The 17,208-nt window shown below is 58.3% G+C and carries 25 protein-coding genes and 1 pseudogene; 5 read left to right on the top strand and 21 right to left on the bottom strand.

The window, feature by feature from the left end; all coding sequences use genetic code 11:
• Positions 1-2: 2 nt before the first annotated feature.
• The 9 genes and pseudogenes from ACTYOL_RS15875 to ACTYOL_RS15915 form a co-directional block, all read right to left on the bottom strand.
• Positions 3-605, bottom strand: a complete 603-nt coding sequence (locus ACTYOL_RS15875) for a hypothetical protein (RefSeq protein ID WP_444756556.1) — start codon at positions 603-605, stop codon at positions 3-5.
• Positions 605-1,189, bottom strand: a complete 585-nt coding sequence (locus tag ACTYOL_RS15880) for a hypothetical protein (RefSeq protein WP_444756557.1) — start codon at positions 1,187-1,189, stop codon at positions 605-607. Before ACTYOL_RS15880 ends, ACTYOL_RS15875 begins: the two co-directional genes overlap by 1 nt.
• Positions 1,190-1,204: 15 nt before the next feature.
• Complete coding sequence (locus ACTYOL_RS15885) at positions 1,205-1,816, bottom strand: phage tail tape measure C-terminal domain-containing protein (protein WP_444756558.1); 612 nt, start codon at positions 1,814-1,816, stop codon at positions 1,205-1,207.
• Positions 1,817-2,573: 757 nt separating this feature from the next.
• Positions 2,574-3,788: pseudogene (locus ACTYOL_RS15890) on the bottom strand (phage tail length tape measure family protein); the annotation flags it as partial.
• A 755-nt stretch (positions 3,789-4,543) separates the two neighbouring features.
• Positions 4,544-4,981, bottom strand: a complete 438-nt coding sequence (locus ACTYOL_RS15895) for a hypothetical protein (protein WP_444756559.1) — start codon at positions 4,979-4,981, stop codon at positions 4,544-4,546.
• Between the two features lie 74 nt (positions 4,982-5,055).
• On the bottom strand, positions 5,056-5,607 hold the full coding sequence (locus tag ACTYOL_RS15900) for a hypothetical protein (RefSeq protein WP_444756560.1): 552 nt from the start codon (positions 5,605-5,607) through the stop codon (positions 5,056-5,058).
• Positions 5,608-5,702: 95 nt separating this feature from the next.
• A complete protein-coding gene (locus ACTYOL_RS15905; protein WP_444756561.1) occupies positions 5,703-6,584 on the bottom strand; it encodes a phage antirepressor N-terminal domain-containing protein in 882 nt (293 codons plus the stop codon).
• Positions 6,581-7,603, bottom strand: a complete 1,023-nt coding sequence (locus ACTYOL_RS15910) for a BRO-N domain-containing protein (RefSeq protein ID WP_444756562.1) — start codon at positions 7,601-7,603, stop codon at positions 6,581-6,583. Before ACTYOL_RS15910 ends, ACTYOL_RS15905 begins: the two co-directional genes overlap by 4 nt.
• The gene (locus tag ACTYOL_RS15915) at positions 7,581-7,754 is read right to left on the bottom strand and encodes an Arc family DNA-binding protein (RefSeq protein ID WP_444756563.1); all 174 of its coding nucleotides are present in this window, start codon (positions 7,752-7,754) and stop codon (positions 7,581-7,583) included. The genes ACTYOL_RS15910 and ACTYOL_RS15915 overlap by 23 nt, the downstream gene beginning before the upstream one ends.
• A 141-nt stretch (positions 7,755-7,895) precedes the next feature.
• On the opposite strand from ACTYOL_RS15915, the gene ACTYOL_RS15920 reads away from it, so the two are divergent.
• The 4 genes from ACTYOL_RS15920 (at position 7,896) to ACTYOL_RS15935 (ending at position 9,972) form a co-directional block, all read left to right on the top strand.
• Positions 7,896-8,477, top strand: coding sequence for a helix-turn-helix domain-containing protein (locus ACTYOL_RS15920; RefSeq protein ID WP_444756564.1), 582 nt, complete (start codon positions 7,896-7,898; stop codon positions 8,475-8,477).
• Positions 8,478-8,516: 39 nt separating this feature from the next.
• Complete coding sequence (locus tag ACTYOL_RS15925; protein ID WP_444756565.1) at positions 8,517-8,846, top strand: hypothetical protein; 330 nt, start codon at positions 8,517-8,519, stop codon at positions 8,844-8,846.
• 383 nt (positions 8,847-9,229) lie between these two features.
• Positions 9,230-9,631 carry an RDD family protein gene (locus ACTYOL_RS15930; protein WP_444758154.1) on the top strand — a complete coding sequence of 134 codons (402 nt, stop codon included), beginning with the start codon at positions 9,230-9,232 and terminating at the stop codon, positions 9,629-9,631.
• Positions 9,632-9,693: 62 nt separating this feature from the next.
• Positions 9,694-9,972 (top strand): hypothetical protein, encoded by a 279-nt coding sequence (locus tag ACTYOL_RS15935; RefSeq protein ID WP_444756566.1) that lies wholly within the window; start codon positions 9,694-9,696, stop codon positions 9,970-9,972.
• 47 nt (positions 9,973-10,019) lie between these two features.
• Here the strand turns inward: ACTYOL_RS15935 and ACTYOL_RS15940 are convergent, their stop codons facing one another.
• Positions 10,020-10,427, bottom strand: coding sequence for a GNAT family N-acetyltransferase (locus tag ACTYOL_RS15940; RefSeq protein ID WP_444756567.1), 408 nt, complete (start codon positions 10,425-10,427; stop codon positions 10,020-10,022).
• A 194-nt stretch (positions 10,428-10,621) separates the two neighbouring features.
• Between ACTYOL_RS15940 and ACTYOL_RS15945 the strand changes: the two genes are divergently transcribed.
• Positions 10,622-10,882 (top strand): hypothetical protein, encoded by a 261-nt coding sequence (locus ACTYOL_RS15945; protein ID WP_444756568.1) that lies wholly within the window; start codon positions 10,622-10,624, stop codon positions 10,880-10,882.
• 83 nt (positions 10,883-10,965) lie between these two features.
• On the opposite strand, the gene ACTYOL_RS15950 is transcribed toward ACTYOL_RS15945, so the two are convergent.
• The 11 genes from ACTYOL_RS15950 to ACTYOL_RS16000 form a co-directional block, all read right to left on the bottom strand.
• The gene (locus ACTYOL_RS15950; RefSeq protein WP_444756569.1) at positions 10,966-11,223 is read right to left on the bottom strand and encodes a DUF1799 domain-containing protein; all 258 of its coding nucleotides are present in this window, start codon (positions 11,221-11,223) and stop codon (positions 10,966-10,968) included.
• 56 nt (positions 11,224-11,279) lie between these two features.
• Positions 11,280-11,663, bottom strand: coding sequence for a phage tail assembly chaperone (locus ACTYOL_RS15955; protein ID WP_444756570.1), 384 nt, complete (start codon positions 11,661-11,663; stop codon positions 11,280-11,282).
• 9 nt (positions 11,664-11,672) lie between these two features.
• Entirely contained in the window at positions 11,673-12,332 is a 660-nt protein-coding gene (locus ACTYOL_RS15960; protein WP_444756571.1) for a phage tail protein, read from the bottom strand.
• A gap of 39 nt (positions 12,333-12,371) precedes the next feature.
• Entirely contained in the window at positions 12,372-12,800 is a 429-nt protein-coding gene (locus tag ACTYOL_RS15965) for a phage tail terminator-like protein (protein WP_444756572.1), read from the bottom strand.
• Positions 12,797-13,471 (bottom strand): hypothetical protein, encoded by a 675-nt coding sequence (locus ACTYOL_RS15970; RefSeq protein WP_444756573.1) that lies wholly within the window; start codon positions 13,469-13,471, stop codon positions 12,797-12,799. The genes ACTYOL_RS15965 and ACTYOL_RS15970 overlap by 4 nt, the downstream gene beginning before the upstream one ends.
• Positions 13,472-13,473: 2 nt before the next feature.
• Positions 13,474-13,866, bottom strand: a complete 393-nt coding sequence (locus ACTYOL_RS15975) for a hypothetical protein (protein WP_444756574.1) — start codon at positions 13,864-13,866, stop codon at positions 13,474-13,476.
• Positions 13,867-13,869: 3 nt separating this feature from the next.
• Positions 13,870-14,247, bottom strand: a complete 378-nt coding sequence (locus ACTYOL_RS15980; RefSeq protein ID WP_444756575.1) for a hypothetical protein — start codon at positions 14,245-14,247, stop codon at positions 13,870-13,872.
• A gap of 3 nt (positions 14,248-14,250) precedes the next feature.
• Positions 14,251-14,691 (bottom strand): HeH/LEM domain-containing protein, encoded by a 441-nt coding sequence (locus ACTYOL_RS15985; RefSeq protein ID WP_444756576.1) that lies wholly within the window; start codon positions 14,689-14,691, stop codon positions 14,251-14,253.
• 47 nt (positions 14,692-14,738) lie between these two features.
• The gene (locus tag ACTYOL_RS15990; protein ID WP_416766566.1) at positions 14,739-15,716 is read right to left on the bottom strand and encodes a major capsid protein; all 978 of its coding nucleotides are present in this window, start codon (positions 15,714-15,716) and stop codon (positions 14,739-14,741) included.
• Between the two features lie 3 nt (positions 15,717-15,719).
• Positions 15,720-16,493 (bottom strand): hypothetical protein, encoded by a 774-nt coding sequence (locus ACTYOL_RS15995; RefSeq protein WP_444756577.1) that lies wholly within the window; start codon positions 16,491-16,493, stop codon positions 15,720-15,722.
• Between the two features lie 76 nt (positions 16,494-16,569).
• A complete protein-coding gene (locus ACTYOL_RS16000) occupies positions 16,570-17,196 on the bottom strand; it encodes a hypothetical protein (RefSeq protein WP_444756578.1) in 627 nt (208 codons plus the stop codon).
• Positions 17,197-17,208 lie beyond the last annotated feature (12 nt).

Genomic DNA, 17,208 nt, shown 5'->3' on the forward strand with positions numbered 1-17,208 from the left:
CGCTATTTCTCGTAGTTGAAGGTCGGCGCGTCCTTGCTGGAGCCCCAGTAGATCGGCCACTCGGACAGCTGAGCGACCGCGTAGAAGAAGCGGTCACCCTGGTGCCGGGCGCGGTGGTTCTCATCGGTGAAGCGCTCGGTGCCCGTGCGGCTCCACTCGGCCATGCGATCTACGATGGGGACCATGATCTTGTTGCCGTCCTCGCCATTGCCGGCGTAGGAGAAACTCGCCGCGTCCATGCGCCCGGAGAACAAGATGTCGACGGCGTAGTTGCCCGCCTCGTCGAACACCACGAACAGCAAATTTCCCGAGCGCCCCCGGCAACCGCGGATGTTCGTCTCGGTAATGATGTAGCTGTCCAGACCGTTAAGGCTCAGCTCCACGGACATGGGCGAGTTCGAGTTGTCGCTCTCCTGCGACTGGCCGACCTCGCCGAACTGCCCGACACCCAGGTAGGTGATGCCGTCGATCACCAGATCCCCGGTGCCCGTATGCGCGTACACCGGGCCATCCTCGAAGTCCAACTGACAGGCGTACACCGTCAGGAAGCGGCCGGTGGCGATGATGTCCACCACGCTCTGGCTGAATGGAAACGATGAGGGCATCAGAAAGCCTCCCTGAACTGGTAGCTGCCGCTGGCCACGACCTGGCGCACGGTCATGGCCCAGGTGTCCTGGGTCATCCGCATCTCTGAGTAGGGGTTGAGGTACTCGATCGCAGCGCCTGCGGTCAGCGTGCGCCTGATCCGTTTGTTGAGCGGGACCACGGCCTGGCCCTGCGCATTCGCGGTAACCGGGCGCACCACCTCGAACATCTCGCCAGCCACCGTCAGGTAGTCGCCTGGGGCGAAAACCTGAACACCCGCAGCAGCCCCGGCGACCAGCATCGACCGCGACTGCGCCACGCCGGTGACCACAGTCAGGCTGCCAACGCTGTTCGACCGCCGACGAGTGATCGCCGGCATGTTGAAGGTGCCGAACATCCCATCCAGATCACCAAGGAACGCAGAGAGCTGACGCTCCTGCGCCCTGGTGAGCAGGCCGAAGGTCAAGGTGCACTGCCAGTAGGCGCCAGGCTGGCCGACGATCTGTTGCGCGTTGGACAGCGAGGAAGTGAAGGCCCGGCTGTTGTTGACTATGCCCCACGTCATTTCAGACGGGCGCAGCGATGCCGGCCATGCGAGTGCCATGCAGTTCTCCTTGATCTATCGGTTGCGGGCGATGAGCTGGCGAATCGGTCCGTTCTGCTTGAGGTCCCGCAGAACCAAGTCATAGGCCGCCTTGGCGCCACGGTTGGCTCCGTCGTCAGCGGCCTGTCGCAGTTGCTGGACCATGCTCTGGTCAGGGTTGCCCTGGAAGTGGAAATGCTGCTCGATCTTCGGGGCATCTGGGGCGCTTGAGGACTGCATGGCCCCGCTCGGTGCAATAGGTGGCTTGAGAGGCGTAGCGAACCCGCCTTCTGCATAGCCGTTCTGGTTCAGCCGGTCCAAGTAGTGCCGCATGCCAGGCTGGGCTACCACTTCCTTGCGCAGTACGAACTCACCGCCATGAACCACGCCCATTGGCTGGTACTTGCCGCCGTCACCTGTATACCCGCCACTGCTGAAGGTGCCTGGCGGGATCGACTCACTGAAGCCGGTCATGGTGCCCTGGCCAAGCGCCTGGCTGCCGCCCCCAAGGAAACCCAAAGCTGAGCCCAGGAAGCCAGCAGCTGCCTGCCGCACTTGGATACGGATCAGGTCCGAAACCACCTGGTCGGCGAAGTCCTTGAAGGACAACTTGCCCGTCTTCACGAACTGAACAATGCCATCCTCCATATTGGAGAAGGCATTGGTGAAGAGGCTTCGCGTCTGCCCCGCCACGTCGCGGGCCTGCTCGAGGCAGGATGGCGCTCAGCGCGTTCTTCTGGTCGTTGAAGCCGGATAGGTCGACTAGGGAAGCCTTTCCGACCTTGTCCTTGTTCCGATCCGCAATGCTCTTGGCCAGACTGTCATAAGCGCCTCCCGATATTTTGTCACCATCGAAAGACACGCCAGCCAACAACGGGCTTTGCTTGCCCGTCTCCTTTGCGGCATCTCGCAGATCTATGAATTGCTGCTTAAGGTCCTGGAGAGCCTTGCCTCTCTTTTTCTCGGGATTTGCGTTGTCGAGCTGATCGTTGAGCTTTTTCTGAAGCTCTGCCTGTCGCTGAATTGCTGCTTCGCCGTCTGCGCGGTCCTGCCGCTCCTTGGAGCTGGCCTCGATACGCTTCTGTATCAGACTGATTTCATCGGTGTACTGCTTCTTCAGCGCATCCCTTGCCGTGTTACTGAACCAGAACTGTTCATCGATATCCTTGACCTGCTGCTGCAGAACCTGCATTCGAAACTGATCCGGATCGGCCGCTACACCCTGCTTCAGCTCATTCCAGTACCCACGCACAGCACTGGCTGCGTCATCCCACAGCTTAGCGATTCCCCGAGTAGAATCACTTATCTCCTTGTTGCGACGGGTCATCTCTTCCGAAACTTCGCCCGCCAGCAGCTTCAAGGCATCCATGTGGCGGCCTTGGTCCTCAAGGGCCTGGATCTGGTCAAAGGTCGAAAGAGTGATCGCGTGGTACTTTGCGTTGAATTCCAATGCGAAAGCAGATACATCGCTCTTTGCATCAGAGAATTGGGTAGCGATCTTTCCTGCGCTTTCACCTGTCGCTGCTGACAACTGCGTAGCAGCGGACGCTACGGCCGCAAATGTGCTGCCTGTCAGTTTTCCAGACTGTGTCAGGGTCATCAGTGCATCATTGGCTTGGCTGAAATACTTGCCATTTGCCAACTGGGCCTGGAGCTCAACTAGCTCTGCCGCGGAACGACCGGAAGCACCGCCAGTGGACACTAGAGCTTTGTTGTAAGCGTTCAGTTCACTTGTAGCCGAGTTTGCTGCGGCAGCCAGAGCAAGCACCACAGCGGCGGCAGCCGTGGCAGGGTTTACTAAGCCAGCCAAGTACCCAGCCATAGCCTTGCTGGCCTCACCAATGCCACCGAACGAATCTTTAATTTGCGAGCCTTGCTGCAAAAAAACCGTCAGCGGGGCCTGTCCGCCTTGCAAACTTACAAAAATGTCGCTGAACTGCGCGGGCAGTGTGCGCACGGCCGCTGCAGTTTGCTTCGCCGATACGCCAGTCCTGTTCAGCCCCCCTTGGAACCTCTCAAGCTCTGCGTACGTCTCCCCAAGTCTGGCCGAATACCTGTTGAACGTGGCTTCATCAATTAACCCCACATTCCTGAACTGGACGAGTCGATCTTGCTGCTCATCAAGCTTTCTGAGCTTCTCCGATACCGGATCAATACGCCCCAGAAGATCCCTCAAACTGTCGGCGTGCAGGCCTGTAGTAACGGCAGCCTGCCTGGTTGAGTCGGCGAGGCGACTCTCGGTATCAATAAGTGCTCGCCCCCGAGCATTGATTTCCGCCTGATAAGCCGACCAGTCGGTAGCAGCACTTTTCGCGGAAGACATCGCCACGCCAGCGTTCGTCACGCTCGCGGCTAGCGACTTGTGGTAATCGCTCGCCTCTAGGGAGGTCCGGGCCATCTCCAGCAGTCTTGTTTTTGCTTCTGCGGCCGATTCGCCAGCTCCACTTTCTGCCGATGCCAACTGTTTTGCTGAGTCGGCGGCTTTGTCGAAGCTCGCCGCTACTTCATCTGCAGCTTTTTCGGCCCTCGACCCTGACTGGACAAGGCGATCAAGATTGTCCGCGGCCTGCCCCGCTTCGTCTGAAGCAATCCGTATCCCTAGCTCTGCAATGGTCGCCATAGAATTTTCGCCATAAAAAAACCCGGCATCAGAGCCGGGTTTGGTGATCGCTTGTGTTCACAGTGGCGGGTAGTCCCCGGTCACTGAATCCCTGTAGGTTACGCTGCTGAAGAACTTGCACTCTTCGGATAGCCGGTCAGACGCTAGTTTCGCTTCTTCTTTGGTCTTGAACGGCCCTGCCGCCATATCAACACCAGCCATAGGTACCGCGCGGTAGCCGATAGAAAGAATTGCCTCTTGAGCTCGCCTCGAATCATCCCCGCCTGCGCACGGGATAGATGCTACCCAGCCCTCTTTGAGTTGAGGCTCGGACGCCTGGTCTACCGATGACCCGCAATGCTTGCATTTAATCGCCGCCAATTTTATTGGCTCGGCGCAGAAAGGGCACGGCCGAGCGTCAGTTGTAGGCGTCTCGACGGATCGACCACGGGAGCCAAATATGATCGCCAGAAGCCCGGCTATGAGCATGATTCCGCCCAGAACCGTGTAGTTCTGTCGCTCAGCCATAAGCCCAATATTATTGACCCTACCAACACCCGTAGATATCGATACGTCCATCGACAATGCGAAGACGATCACGACCACTCCCAGCATCAGCAAAACCTTCCCCAGTCCCCTCACCCTGAAATCTCCGACCAGTCCTTGTTGATGAGGGCAATCTACCATCGCTTCGTAGCAGAGCAAAACTGGGCAGATGCGTCGAAAGGAAAAGCACCCAAAGATGCCCTCATCTTTTCACCAATCAACCCTGAGCATCAGCGATATTTAAACGGAGCGGGTGTGGTAAGCAGCGGCTCAGCCTTATCCCATGTGCCGCGATACCCTCGCACCTGATACGAGTAACCTGGCTTCAAGTCCAGCAGCAGGCCTCGCAGATCTCCGCCGGCGCAGCCCATGTTGTTCTTGATGCTCAGTTGCACCGGACCGGGCTGATGGTAGAGGGTCACGGATTTCCCACTGCTGGTCTCGGCTGCAAGCTTTTCATTCAGGAAAACCTGCATGCCTGCACCGAAGCAGCTAACTGCACCGGAATCTTGGGTGAACACAATCCTCGCATCGTCAGAACTGCTTGGTCGACTGAAGGCATATATGTCCTCAGCGGATACCTGGTGCGCATGGTCTGGCAAAACCTTGGTAGTTTCACACCCCGTTGCAGCAATGCACGCCAATCCGACCAGCAAAAATCTTCTCATTGGTAGCATCCTCCATGAAATGAAGGCCAATCTACCATCCTAGGAAGCAGCTGCCAAAACTCTGATTTCCTGGCCTACGCCATGGCCATCAACAGGCTAGCCACAGCCGCAAAGCCATTGTAAAAAGCATTGGGAAATGCCAAGTAAGCCGACCCAACGATCGTGAGCACGCCTGCCAAGACGATTGCTCCGGCACCTTCACCAAGTATCTTCGGAAGCGTCACCTCTTCATGGTATCTGAGCTGTGCGAAGCAAATACTCACACGCAGATCGGTTGACCGGAGGGCCGCACGGAAATTTTTCTCATCTTGCCCCGCGACCCTCTTGATTTCGTCGATCTGTTTCTGGATATGTGGGATAGGGTTGTTTGTGTTTACGCCCATTATGTCGGCTGTAAATTTAAAGGTATGCGACTCGCTCGTGTCCACCTCAGGAAGGTATGACTCAAATTCGATTACCTCCGCCTGCTTCGCTTTCAGCCCGTTTCGGAAGGCCAGAATCATAGAGGCAGCTACCGAAGCGACTACTACAGCCAAGCCAAGCTCAAGGAACCAATTTTCTTTCAAGAAGCCAAGAGCTACAGAGACGATGAGCAACGATGGAATCGTTATCGCATAGATGTACATCAATTAAAGCTTCTCCTTGTCAAGGCGGAATAGATCAAACTCTAACCTGCGTCGATACCGACAGCTACGACAAAATCGGGACTGCCATTCGACAGCTAGCGCGACAACCCGTGGGCTACAACTTCTGGCATTTCAGCCTGTAACTTCTCAGCCAGGCGCTTGAGCGGTCTGGCCACCGACTCTTTCCAGAGGATCTGCTGAATAGGCTTGCCGTCGCTGTACTTCTTGGCGGTGTCGGTGATGACCGCGAACTCCTTGCCTTCCGGCGTGATCTCCCAGCGTTTCCTGCCAGGCTTGTAGGTGACGTGATGCTGCAAGCCACACTGCGCCAGTAGCTTGTTCATGCTGGCTCCGCTCATCCCGAACTTCGCGCCAAGCTCGGTCGGCGTGTAGTTCAGCTCCTGGGCCTCGTTGACCAAGCGCTTCACGCCAGCCATTTCCATCAGGTCTACCCCGATGGCAGCACGGACCATGCTGTTGGCGCTCAGGATCGCTTGGTTCCCTTCCAGACCGAGACTCTCGGCGATTCGCTTGGCTGCATCGAAGTTATCCGCAGCCACCGGCAGGCGGCGCTCAAGCGGTATCGACTCATCATTAGCCGCAGGCTGCTGCGTTCGAGGGTTGATAGCGTGACCGTCATTCCAGTATGCCCAAAGCGCATCATCACACTCATTCTGATAATCGATGATCGTCTGACGGATGCTCTCATCGACCTTCTTCGGGTTGACGCTATACATCCACGCAGGAAGCTTCTTCAACGGAAGGCACACCACCTCCCTTGCCTGATCGTCTCCGGGAAGCTGCGTAACCATATGGGTGATGCAGGCCTCGAACCGGTCTACCAGCTTTCGGTGCTGAGGCTGCCAAGCCATGCCCATACCTTCGACAATAGGCCGCATAGGCACGAATGGCTCGTCATGATGCTCAACGATGAAAAGGTTGGTGCCATGAAACGGAACAGTCATCAGTGCGCTCATGCCGCAGTCCTCCCCTTGGGTGCATCTACCGCGTAACGCTGAGGCTCTTCCATGACGCGGCCCAGGCCTTTCACGAACGAGGTGATCTCCCGCAGCTTGTTGCGGTAGGTGCGAAGCTCCCACCAGGCGCCGCGGATGTCGAAGCCGGCCTTCTCAAGATCCCACAGCAGGCTCTCAAGGGGCGTGGAGCCGTCACGCGTATCGCGAACATCCTCGAGAGTTACGTCCAGCCATGCCTGCTTATCGTTACGGACGGTCAGCATGCCTTCGCGGATCGCTGCCAAGGCCTCGATCGGGTAGTGGATGTTCAGCGGCAGTTGCAGCTGTGGCGGCTCATTAGCAATGAACTCGCCTTCAAGCACGTTGTAGGCTGCGATGAAGTTGCAGGCGGCTTCAAATTGGCCTGCCGGGATTAACTCGGTGCGCGGCACGTTGAAACGAGTGTGCAGGCGGTTGTGCATGGTCAGCGCGAAGCTTTGACGCTTGTCTGCTGCGATCGCCTTGCCCTTGTCCCTGATGAGGCCCTTGATGACGCTCAGCTCGCTCATGCCGATCAGCTCGTCAATGAGTGTCGGCATCTTGGCCTGCTGGTCCTCATAGCGGCCAGTCTTGCGGATGGCTGGAAGGACTTCGCCGGTTACCCACTTCTTGAAGAGCTTCGCCTCTTGCTTGCGACTACGAAGGATGGCGGCGTACAGGCCAGACTCGTTGATCGCCAGCATTTCCTGTGCTCCACCGAGGGTACTCACAATCTGAGTACCCTTTTCGTCGTCGTCGAGGTTGCGGCACATGTTGAACGAATCGCGGTAATGGAGAGCCGCCGCGATGTCGGTAGCGACAAACCATGGCTCACCAGAAATCAGGAGCGTCCGCACCTGCTGTTTACCGAAATTGAACGGAACCACGTTTGTGCTATCATTCGCCATGACGTTGTTTTCCTGATAGATGACTGCGTTGATCTCCGAAGCCTCAGTCGCGCCAACGACTGGGGCTTTTTCATGCCCGATGTTTTTGCTCACCCTGCACCTCCACCTCCATCATCTTCTTCAGGCGATAGATGACCTCGCCGTTTATGGTGCGCCCGTTCACATCCGCCTCACCGAGCAGCCACTCGCGCATGGCCGGGGCCAGCCTTAACACCGTCTGAACCTTTGCCTCACCCTTTTTCATCAAGCCCTCCAAGACAGCCATGTGATCAGTTGTGATCATTTAAGCGCCCTGAAGATCACCTGTCAAGTGTGATCACTTACTTCCTTTTCTTGTCTGGTATAGTGATATGAAACCTTGTTAGTGGAATGCTTAGAGCACGCAATGACCGAAACCAGATCTTTTGCAGAGCGTCTACGATGGGCGCGATCCGAGGCCGGGCTCACGCAAAAAGAGCTCTCAGAGAAGAGCGGTATCAGCCAGCCTCAGATTGTTCGCTATGAGGCGGGCCGCTCTAAGCCTCGCCTCGGCGGCGCTTTAAAACTCGCCAGAGCCCTGAAAATAGACGCGTACTATCTGATGCCCGAACTCAAGCAGACGACGACGGAGGTCGAAGTTGAGTTCACCGAAGACGAAGCAGCTCAGCTTCACGCAGAGGCGACCAAACTCGGTATAACCACAGAGGAACTGCTCAGAAGGCTGATCGGACTTGATGAGGACGATGCTTCAGATGATGAGTACGAAACCTCCGGCCGAGAGATCAGCGTTACCATTTCGGCAGAGAACGAGTCGAGGATTCAGGAGTTCGCGAAAAGCGCGGGCGTCTCATTTGATGCAGCGGTGCAGCTCATCCTTGCCCATGGGCTGAAGGAAAGGCTCGACGACGATACGAGCATGTTGGCTCAGCTGGAGCAAGACGTACCCGGCGCCTACGAGAAATTGGTAGAGCTTCTAAAAAGAAGCTAACTCAAGCCCGGCCAAGCGCCGCCCATTCAAGGAGATCCGATGCACAAGGTTTTGCTCGCTGTCAGAGTCGTCCAGAAGGGTGAATTGGTAGGCTACTGCAGCCATCAGCTCGACCTTCCATTCGTGCCTTTTCCCGGCCTCCACCTTGAGCAAGGCACCAGCTGCAAGCTCTGGGAAACAATGACTGGGTCAGAGCTTGATCCTACCGTTGAGCGCGTCATCTACGATCTGGATGAAGAGCAGTTTGTCTGCCTATTCAACGTCGACATCCCATTGCGTGCCTCGTTTTGGTACGACGATGTCGATCCTACCCCTGGGACGACCAGTGCCATAGGCGAATACTTCCGCCACATGCGTATCCCAGCATGAACCTGATGAGAAAGCTCATAGCCGCCGTTCAGAGATTTCAGAGGCGGCCGTACGCAGAACTCAGCGACTGGCTCTAACATTGATAGGCTTACCTAATTTCTTGGTGGGCGCCTACTACTTGTGGGTCTCAGGAAACTCGACCATCGATTTAGTCCAATGGTCCAAAGACCATGCCATCACCTGGGATACCGCCTTAGCTTTCATTTTCGTCGGGTTGATCGCATTGAGCGGCCTGTATTTCGCAACCGTGGCTCGTCGGTGCTACGAGCTAATCTACGAGCGCAACTTCAAGTAACCCAAGCCCAGTCAATCGTCGGGTTCCACCCCTTCGCCATCACCACAGCACGGAGCACCTGATGGAAGTCTCAAGGACGTCCCTTCTGATGAAACGCATAGGAGCGTACGTCATCGATTACGGAGCAGTCGTCCTGCTCGGCCTGTGGCTTGTTAGTCGAGAGACCCTTTTGTTCGCAGGGTTTGAACTGGTCTTTGTCCGCCTGTTCCTATACCCCCTGTGCGAGTGGCTTTTCAAAGGTAGGACCCCAGGAAAGTGCGTCTTTGGACTGACCGTCATCAACGGAGCAGGCGGGCCGCCAACGCTTGTTCAGGCCCTGATTCGCGGATTCACAAGGCTCGTTGAGGTGCCCCTAGGGATCATAACAATTTTCATCTATACGCAGTCCGCACGGTGCCAGCGGGTCGGTGACATGCTCTCTAGAACCTATGTCATACCGTCCAAGGATTTAACTCGGCTCCGTGCGACGATCCAGGCACAAAATCTCTGAACAGCAAGTAACCCCAAGCCCGGCCTGCGCCGAGCTTTTCATGCCACGCCAGGAGGCCGGCAATGCAACACGACTTCACGAAACTGAGACAGGCACTCCGCGACCCAGCAGATGGGCCATATGCCGTCGCCAAGATGCGAGAACTGCTCTTGGAAGCCTTGCAGTCCTGGCCACTCGAGCGATACCAGGTCGCTGATCACTTACTCCCTCACGGGAGCCCTATTCGAAAAGGCGCTCGCAATGCAATTGCGGGCCTATTGGGGGTCATCACCGGGGATCAAGCACGTGCAGTGAACGACATCCTCAAGTTTTCTAAAATGTGCGAGCTGCTCAATACCTGAGCCACCAGATGCAAAAAGCCCAGCGCGGGGCTGGGCTTCCCTGATCGTTACTTCGAGATATCAACGCAGAATTTTCGGTCAACAACGTGTTTTACTGAATAGCCCGCGAAAACGTTCTCCCAAAAAGCTTCCGCACCCTCCAGGATATCCAAGAAGATCTCCTGCCCACCTTCAGCTTTCCATAAAACAATTAACTGCTTCATTGCTTCGGCGCCAATGCCCTTCCTGCGATAGGGTGAAAAAACAAAGATCGGAAACACCTCATCGCTGGCGGTTCTGAAGGTTATGAAACCGGCGACATCGCCACCAAACTGGATAACGAAAACGGTTTCACCTAGCGCCTCCGAACTCCTCGTAACGAAGCAAATGCTCTTGTCTGGCTCGGACAAGAATCTTTCGTGGATAGCAGCGATATCTGCATCAGTGGCTTTGCGGAGGATTACCCCTTCAGTCATTCTCATTTGCTCCATGCTAAAAGATGGCACATTAGCATCATTCAGCCCATATGTACCCTGTCCACCCATCCACCCTGGACGGAAAGCCAGTACGTGGCCATGTCCGGGGCGTAGTAGCGTTGTGCCTCCAGCATCCCGCCCCGGTCAAATGCTGGATATCCCATGGACTGGGGTTCACTTGATAAGGAATACCCATGAGTAGTTTCGAAGGCGCTTTGATCACGCATCGTGGAGTCACGTTTGCCGTGGTGATCGTCAAACATCACTACACGTCATCATCTAGCGCCGCACAACCGATCCGCGAAGCTTTCCAGCCGCAATTTCCTGGAGTGCCCGTTGTTCTGGCGTCACAAGATTCTCGGGGAACCTTCCGTTATCACGGTCGGCCCGATCTGGCCAAACTTCTTGCAACACTTCACCCCTCACAGATTCCTTGGCGGAAATACCACACGTAACTGATATCAGCTCATCGCCAGTGGCTTCATGGTGTAGGAGTCTCATTCTTGCTCCATGCGGCCTTGCCGCGTCAGTCGTTGCCCTACTCCGTAGCTTCGGCCATCACGGCCAGGGCTTCATGCTCCATGATGCGGAGGTCGGGGAAAAGATCGGCCAGCTTCCGGCGCTTGATGCCAAGCATCTCTGCCGCTGCCGGTATGGCCGTGTAATCCAGTCCGGAAGGCCCGCCCGGGCCCAGGCGCCACTGTGTGCCCAGGGATTCGAACAGGCAGAAGCCGAGCCACGCGTCCGGCCAGACCTCCACCTCCTCCACCTCGATGTCATCCAGTGTCAGCCCCAAGGCCCCCAACTGCTCGGCGGACGGGCCCTGCTCGTACAGCGCCCGTGCCGCCGCCCTCAGTTTCCCAGACGTGCCGGGTTGTACGCTTCCTGGTAGGCACTCAGCACCGCCTGGGGCGCGCCTACGCAGGTGGCCACCAGGTCGAGGATGGCTTCATCGGTGAACTTGTCGTCGAAGCCCCAGCCCACGGTCACAGCCTTGATCTGCTCGGCCTGGTGCTGGACCTGCGCAGCGGTGAACTGCTCGAGCGTCAGGCTCTCGTCCCTGGCCTTCTCGGCGCTGGCCTCGGCCGCTTGATTCCAGCCGTCGTAAAGCTTGGCCAAGGCGTTGCGGTCAAGGTAACGGAAGGTGAACGGGACGCTCACCGGCTCGGCGCCAACACGCGGGATCTTCACCTCGGCGGTGAACGTGGGGTTCTGCGCGATCTTGATCTTCGGCATGAGAACTCCTTACGCGCCGGCCAGGTAACGAAGCGAGCGAGCCGACAGGCCGACACTGATGGTTCGGGTCATCACGTTGTTCCGCTCCATGGTTGGGTCGGGAGTGATGCTGACGTAGCCCGGGTAGAGGATCTGGTCGCCGTTGCGGAGCTTCATGCGGATCACTGCCAACTCCTTCGAGGCGTCGTAGCCTTCAACCGCCTCAACGTATGCGGCAGTCGGCTGGTCCTCGACCACGATGGACAGGTTGGTGGGGTTACGGTTGGTGGGGAACTGCTTGTCATCGTCGTCTTCCAGGTACCCCACGGTCGCATACTGCTGCTCGCCGCCCGAGGAGGTGAACGAGGTGACCTTGGATATCTGCACCCAGTCTGAGACAGGAAGCACAGAGCCTACGCCAGCACCCGCGGTGAAGCGCTCTACATTGCTGGTATCCAGGCCTCCGAGAGAAAATGCGTCGGCAGCGACATTGGATGCCTTTACAGCGCGGTCATTGATCAGTGCCCAACCGGAGCTGACCAAGAGAACATCGCCGTTCTGGATGTTGTGATCGGCTGAAGTCGCCACGGGCGGTTTCGCATTGGTCAGCGCGGTGAATGGGACGGCAGAGCCGATGACGCGTGCAATTTCCAGCACGGCGCCGTTTGGCAGCGGAAAGCGTGCGGCCATGGGTTGTTTCCTCTTGATAGCCCGCCGGGCGGCGGTTGGTTATGCCCCAGCGGGCGATTGGTCCGCGACACCGCGGTAGGTGAAACTGGCCGGGACCGTGTAGGTCGCCGACTCGGTGATGGTTGGGCCCTGCCCTACCGGCTCGACGACCATGCCCTCGAAGCCGTTGCGGCTGAGTTCCGAGTCCACCCGGAAGAGTGTCGAAATCTCTCCGACAAGGGTCTCGGCGGTTGCCAAAGGCTGGCCCGCCGGGCAAACGATGCTCACCTGGTAGACACCGGTGTATTCGTAGGCCTCGCCGCCCAGGTATCGGCAAGTGGTGCCCGCCGGCAGTTGGAATGCTTGCAGATAGGTTTCGTCGGGCTCGGCCTCGAATCCTTGCTCGAAGTTCGCGACTCGGATCGGGCGCGCCGTGGCCCAGGCCATCAGCTTGATCTCGATGGCCTGTCGGGCGAGTGCCTGGCTCATACCTGGTTGTTCCTGGTGGCTTGGTCGACAATAGCTTGGAAGTTGGCCAGGGTGACCCTAACCATTCCGCTTGGGGCCTGAGTGGAGTGGCCATATTCCAATGGCACGGCATAGGGCAAGTTGTTCAGGATGTAGGCGGTTTGCCCGATGGTTAGCGCCTGCACCTGGGCAATCAGGTCGGCAATCGCCTGGCTGCCAGATGGATCAATGCGGTCGAGCTCTTCGGTAGCCGGTGAATCGATGGAGAACTGCCAGTTGCCCCGGAAGCGGCCACCGACGTAACCCTGACCCGCCACAAGGCCATTGGTGGCGAAATTCTGCTCGCGCTCGGTCTTTGTCAGGGGCTTGGCATACTTGACGCCCTTGCGCAGCTTGCCAGCCTTGGTGAAGTTGTCCTGATTCAGGTTAATCAGGGTGTTGCGGACCGTGACCTTGAAGTCGTAGTCATCGGCGGCTCTGTTGGCCTTGGTGCGGTGAGCGACGTTGCCCGCCCAAATTTCCGGATTTCCCACGGGCGACATGCGGATGACGCTGCTGCCGATCTCGATCACGACCTCGCGGAAGGTAGCGTCAAGCGCTTGCTCAGCCTGCTCGGCGAATGCCCGGATAGCCTCGGAGAATCCACCCTGTTTCCCGCCGTAACGCTGGGCCATGTGTGAGCCGCGTGGCATGGTTACTTCCTCAATTGGACTGTCCAGGTGGCTTGGGCAGGATCTTCGGACACGTTCAGAGCCCGGTATCCACTCACCTGGTCGCCGATCTTGGGTGCAGCCGGGGCATCGGTGACGGCGCCAGCCTGCCCCACGAACAATTCGTTCTGCAGCACAAGCAGCTTCACGTCCTCGGTTTGGATGCGCGAGCCGTCGATTTCCTTGGCCAGGTAGCTGCCGAACACACCGCGGCCAATGTAGTGGAGCGTTGAGGCTGGCACTGTGCCGCCGATGGCTGGGTCATACCCGCCCTTGATGGTGCGAGTACCCGCTACCGGCTTTACTGCGTCAGCAAGGCCGTCTGGATCGTCGAACGCTTCCGCCAGTTCGGCCTGGAGCTCTTCGCGCATGCCCATGAGTCAGACCCTCTTGAGCATTACGGTGCCAGACCGACGGGTCCAGGGCGCGATGAGGTCAAGGGCGAAGTTCTCGCTGGTCGATCGATCCACAGAGCCAGCGACATAGGTCTTACTGGTCGACGTGCCAGCCTGCGCCGAAACCGTCTTGCTCTGCACTTCGCGTTGAGTGTCCTTGTAAAGCTGGCCGGCCGCAGCTAGCTTGGCCACCTGCGCGCCGGCAGTCACGATTGCATCCGGCACCGGATCTGGCACCGGGCGCTTGATCTTGGCCGTGAGCCAGGCGTTGGCCATGGTCACGGCAAGGACTGCATCACCGGTACCCGCCCAGTCCGGACCGAGCTTCTGGTCAACATCAGCGACGGTGATGAAGTCGGTCATGGCTTATTCCTTCGACGGGATCAGGGCCTGCAGATCGGGCTTGTTGAGGGCGGGGTCGAAGGTGATGCCCTGGGCCGTCAGCCAGGCCTTCAACTGCGGGACCTTCATCTTGCGCGGGTCGGTCTCGTCGTCGCCGCCGTCCTCGCCCTCGATCGCTTTGTCGATCTCAGCCTGGCTGCTGACCGGGGCATAGCCGTTCGGCGGGTAGGCCGAAGCCTTATAGCCCTGCTCAAGCCACTGAGCGATGGTCGGTCCGTCCAGGCGCAGGCCTTCCTCGATCTCGCTGACGCTGATGCCTTGGCGCTGGTAGGCCTCAGTGATGTGAGGGGCATCGCCCTGCACGGCCACCGAGGTAGCGCCGTCGATCACGCCGAAGAACTGGTCCAGGCGGCGATAGCAGGTGCCGCGCTCGCTGCCCGGCGTGTTGGAGTAGATGACTTTCATGCTGATCTCCTGCGCAGGGCGCCAGGACGGCGCCCCGCATCATGGGGTCAAGGGGTGGCGGTGCCACTGATGACCGCGGCGAACGGAACCTGCTTGCGGTCGAAGACGCGCTTCCAGTTCGCTGCTGCGGCATACTGGGCGGCGGTCGGGCTCAGGTTGCGGTTCTCGCTACCCTGCCAGCTGAAGCCGGCCGGCTGCAGGATGTAGGTCTTACGCTCCCACAGGACTTCGGCACCACCGCCGTTGCCGCCATCTGGCTTGCGCTGCATCTCGACCGGCATGTGCGGGTCGCCCTCGCCGTAGCCGAAGGCACCCTGGCCGAAGAACAGCGACAGGTACTGGCCCGGCGCGTAGGTCAGGGCGTCGTCCATGAAGACTGGCTTACCCAGGTAGGTAGCCAGGATGATCTTGCCCTGCGAGTCGCGCAGGTATTCGATCATGTCCTGCTTGACCATCTGGTTCATGACCACCGAATGCACGCCGATCGCGGCAAACATGTCGGCGGCGTCGCCTGCGGTGAACGCTGCGTCCTGGAAGGCATTGGCGCTGATCGAGGCGCCCGAGTCCTTGACCATGTCACCGCCGTTCTGGGCGATGTTGGCGGCGATGATGCCCCGCCCAGCCCCCATCAGGTAACGCTGCCACTGGCGGGTCCAGTAGGTGCCGAAGCGGTTGCGGATGTGCTGCATCGGCTCTGAGTTGGCCAGCTCAGCAGTCAGGTCGGAGACGCCGTAGCCTTTGTTGAGGTACAGGGTCCGAGCGCGCATGCTGCCCTGCTCGGCCTTGCCGACGGCACCCAGGTCGTCAGGGTCGTCGTTGGAGATGTTCGGCGCCTCGTCGGCATCGAGATCCTGCCAGTAGCTGATCTCGGAAGTGCCTTGGCCGTTCTTCGCGATGTTGTCCAGGGTGGCCGAGCGGGTGATGATGCCCGACTCGTAGACGGCGGTCTTCTCTGGAGAGTTCACCGGCTCCAGAGTGCCGTAGTAGTCGGCAACGAAGATGTCCGACAGTTGGGTAGATGCCATGGGTTAGGTTCCTCGGGTGGCTTGGAGTTTTTTGAATGCTTCGGGGTTGTCACGAGCCATCGCTGCACGCTCGGTCTCGGTGTACTCGCCCCATTTCTTCGTGGCCTTGCCACCGTTGTCGCCGGTCTGTCCGGCACCCTGAGCCCTTGGCCACAGGTGGGATGCGGTCTCGCGCAGCGATTCCGCCCATTCGAGGGGGGACAGCGGGGTCTTGCCGTCCTTCCCGTACACGACTTCGCCGGCACGGTCAGTGGCAACGGGCTCGCCGTCTTCGCTCAGTTTGAAGGTGCCGCGGGCGCGGAGGATGATGTCCTCAGCAGCTTCAGGCAGCGCACCGGCCTTGATGGCGGCAGCGCGGATAGAGTCGGCCAGCACCTTGTCGCTGTACTTGGCAGCGAAGGCTTCGGCCTTGTCCGCACGCTCGTTGGCAGCCTTGACCTGCTTGTCCAGGTCGGTGCGCAGGCGCTCGGTACGGCGGCTGATAACTTCGTCCAGCTTGCCCTCGGCGATCAGCTTGGTCTCTTCGTCCTGGCCGGCCTTGGCCAGCAGGCTCTTGACGGCTTCGATGTCCAGACCTTCGAACTTGCCCTTGAGGCCGTCCAGCTCGGTCTTGATGGTCTTGTTGGAGTCGATCAACTCCCGGTTCTTGGACTTGAGGCCCGAAACCTCGCCGTCCAGGAATTTCTGCACCTCGCCACCCAGCACTGCCTTCAGCGCGGCGGTTTGGGTTTCGTCGAGGGTGAGGCCGTGGGCGGCCGGGTCGAAGTCAAAAGGCATGTGGCTATCCCCTTGGGATTGATTTGGCCCGCCTGGCGGGCATAAAAAAGCCCCGCTTATGCGAGGCTGGTGTACTTCATATGATCACTGGTGGACCTTCACCCAGTGCTGCTTTCATAAACCTTTCGAGTAACTCGGAGGCTTCTTTGCTTAGGGGCGATGAATGGGTATCGAGACCTGTCCGTACTGACAGCTCAATATCTCGAACATTCGTACCCACTATTTTGGAAAACTTCCTCGCGATCTGCTGCAGATCGTACGCCTGAAGCCTTGCTTCAAATATATCTCCGCGCTCTAGCTTTCGCTTACTGTCGTAGTCCCCTGTGAATTCTGAAACAGGGTGTATCACACCAGTAGTTTTTAGCCTGAACCCGATAGACAGGACTGTCGTGGGGAGGCGGCCGGTGCACACAGCTCTGAGTGTCATCTTGGTAAGTGAGTTGGATCCAGCCGCCAAGTGCGTCTCTGAGATGAGCTTGACCCCTTCACGGAAGTCATGCCTTGAGTAGTAAAGCGACAGCCAAACTGCTGCAGCGGTGAAGATCGCTCCTGCACATGCACCTATCGCAGCCCAGGTGCCAGAGTCCCACACCAAAACAAACTTTACGGTAGATTCCGGATTGAAATTTATCCCAATCGCCAGTCCAGCCATTCCAAAAGTCAAGCAAGCCACGCCTGCCAGAAACCATCCGATGTAACGCACCGCACGCTCCTG

The organism is Pseudomonas sp. A014 (assembly GCF_052378495.1).
Classification (GTDB): domain Bacteria; phylum Pseudomonadota; class Gammaproteobacteria; order Pseudomonadales; family Pseudomonadaceae; genus Aquipseudomonas; species Aquipseudomonas machongensis.

Bases quoted from the DNA above. Each gene is read 5' to 3' on its own strand.
- ACTYOL_RS15875 (WP_444756556.1), bottom strand. From the start codon at position 605: ATGCCCTCATCGTTTCCATTCAGCCAGAGCGTGGTGGACATCATCGCC.
- ACTYOL_RS15960 (WP_444756571.1), bottom strand. From the start codon at position 12,332: ATGGCCGCACGCTTTCCGCTGCCAAACGGCGCCGTGCTGGAAATTGCA.
- ACTYOL_RS15995 (WP_444756577.1), bottom strand. From the start codon at position 16,493: ATGCCTTTTGACTTCGACCCGGCCGCCCACGGCCTCACCCTCGACGAA.
- ACTYOL_RS15980 (WP_444756575.1), bottom strand. From the start codon at position 14,247: ATGACCGACTTCATCACCGTCGCTGATGTTGACCAGAAGCTCGGTCCG.
- ACTYOL_RS15965 (WP_444756572.1), bottom strand. From the start codon at position 12,800: ATGAGCCAGGCACTCGCCCGACAGGCCATCGAGATCAAGCTGATGGCC.
- ACTYOL_RS15945 (WP_444756568.1), top strand. From the start codon at position 10,622: ATGAGTAGTTTCGAAGGCGCTTTGATCACGCATCGTGGAGTCACGTTT.
- ACTYOL_RS15925 (WP_444756565.1), top strand. From the start codon at position 8,517: ATGCACAAGGTTTTGCTCGCTGTCAGAGTCGTCCAGAAGGGTGAATTG.
- ACTYOL_RS15940 (WP_444756567.1), bottom strand. From the start codon at position 10,427: ATGACTGAAGGGGTAATCCTCCGCAAAGCCACTGATGCAGATATCGCT.
- ACTYOL_RS15930 (WP_444758154.1), top strand. From the start codon at position 9,230: ATGAAACGCATAGGAGCGTACGTCATCGATTACGGAGCAGTCGTCCTG.
- ACTYOL_RS15880 (WP_444756557.1), bottom strand. From the start codon at position 1,189: ATGGCACTCGCATGGCCGGCATCGCTGCGCCCGTCTGAAATGACGTGG.
- ACTYOL_RS15975 (WP_444756574.1), bottom strand. From the start codon at position 13,866: ATGGGCATGCGCGAAGAGCTCCAGGCCGAACTGGCGGAAGCGTTCGAC.
- ACTYOL_RS15885 (WP_444756558.1), bottom strand. From the start codon at position 1,816: ATGGAGGATGGCATTGTTCAGTTCGTGAAGACGGGCAAGTTGTCCTTC.
- ACTYOL_RS15895 (WP_444756559.1), bottom strand. From the start codon at position 4,981: ATGAGAAGATTTTTGCTGGTCGGATTGGCGTGCATTGCTGCAACGGGG.
- ACTYOL_RS15935 (WP_444756566.1), top strand. From the start codon at position 9,694: ATGCAACACGACTTCACGAAACTGAGACAGGCACTCCGCGACCCAGCA.
- ACTYOL_RS15900 (WP_444756560.1), bottom strand. From the start codon at position 5,607: ATGTACATCTATGCGATAACGATTCCATCGTTGCTCATCGTCTCTGTA.
- ACTYOL_RS15920 (WP_444756564.1), top strand. From the start codon at position 7,896: ATGACCGAAACCAGATCTTTTGCAGAGCGTCTACGATGGGCGCGATCC.
- ACTYOL_RS15990 (WP_416766566.1), bottom strand. From the start codon at position 15,716: ATGGCATCTACCCAACTGTCGGACATCTTCGTTGCCGACTACTACGGC.
- ACTYOL_RS15985 (WP_444756576.1), bottom strand. From the start codon at position 14,691: ATGAAAGTCATCTACTCCAACACGCCGGGCAGCGAGCGCGGCACCTGC.
- ACTYOL_RS15955 (WP_444756570.1), bottom strand. From the start codon at position 11,663: ATGCCGAAGATCAAGATCGCGCAGAACCCCACGTTCACCGCCGAGGTG.
- ACTYOL_RS15915 (WP_444756563.1), bottom strand. From the start codon at position 7,754: ATGAAAAAGGGTGAGGCAAAGGTTCAGACGGTGTTAAGGCTGGCCCCG.
- ACTYOL_RS15905 (WP_444756561.1), bottom strand. From the start codon at position 6,584: ATGAGCGCACTGATGACTGTTCCGTTTCATGGCACCAACCTTTTCATC.
- ACTYOL_RS15970 (WP_444756573.1), bottom strand. From the start codon at position 13,471: ATGCCACGCGGCTCACACATGGCCCAGCGTTACGGCGGGAAACAGGGT.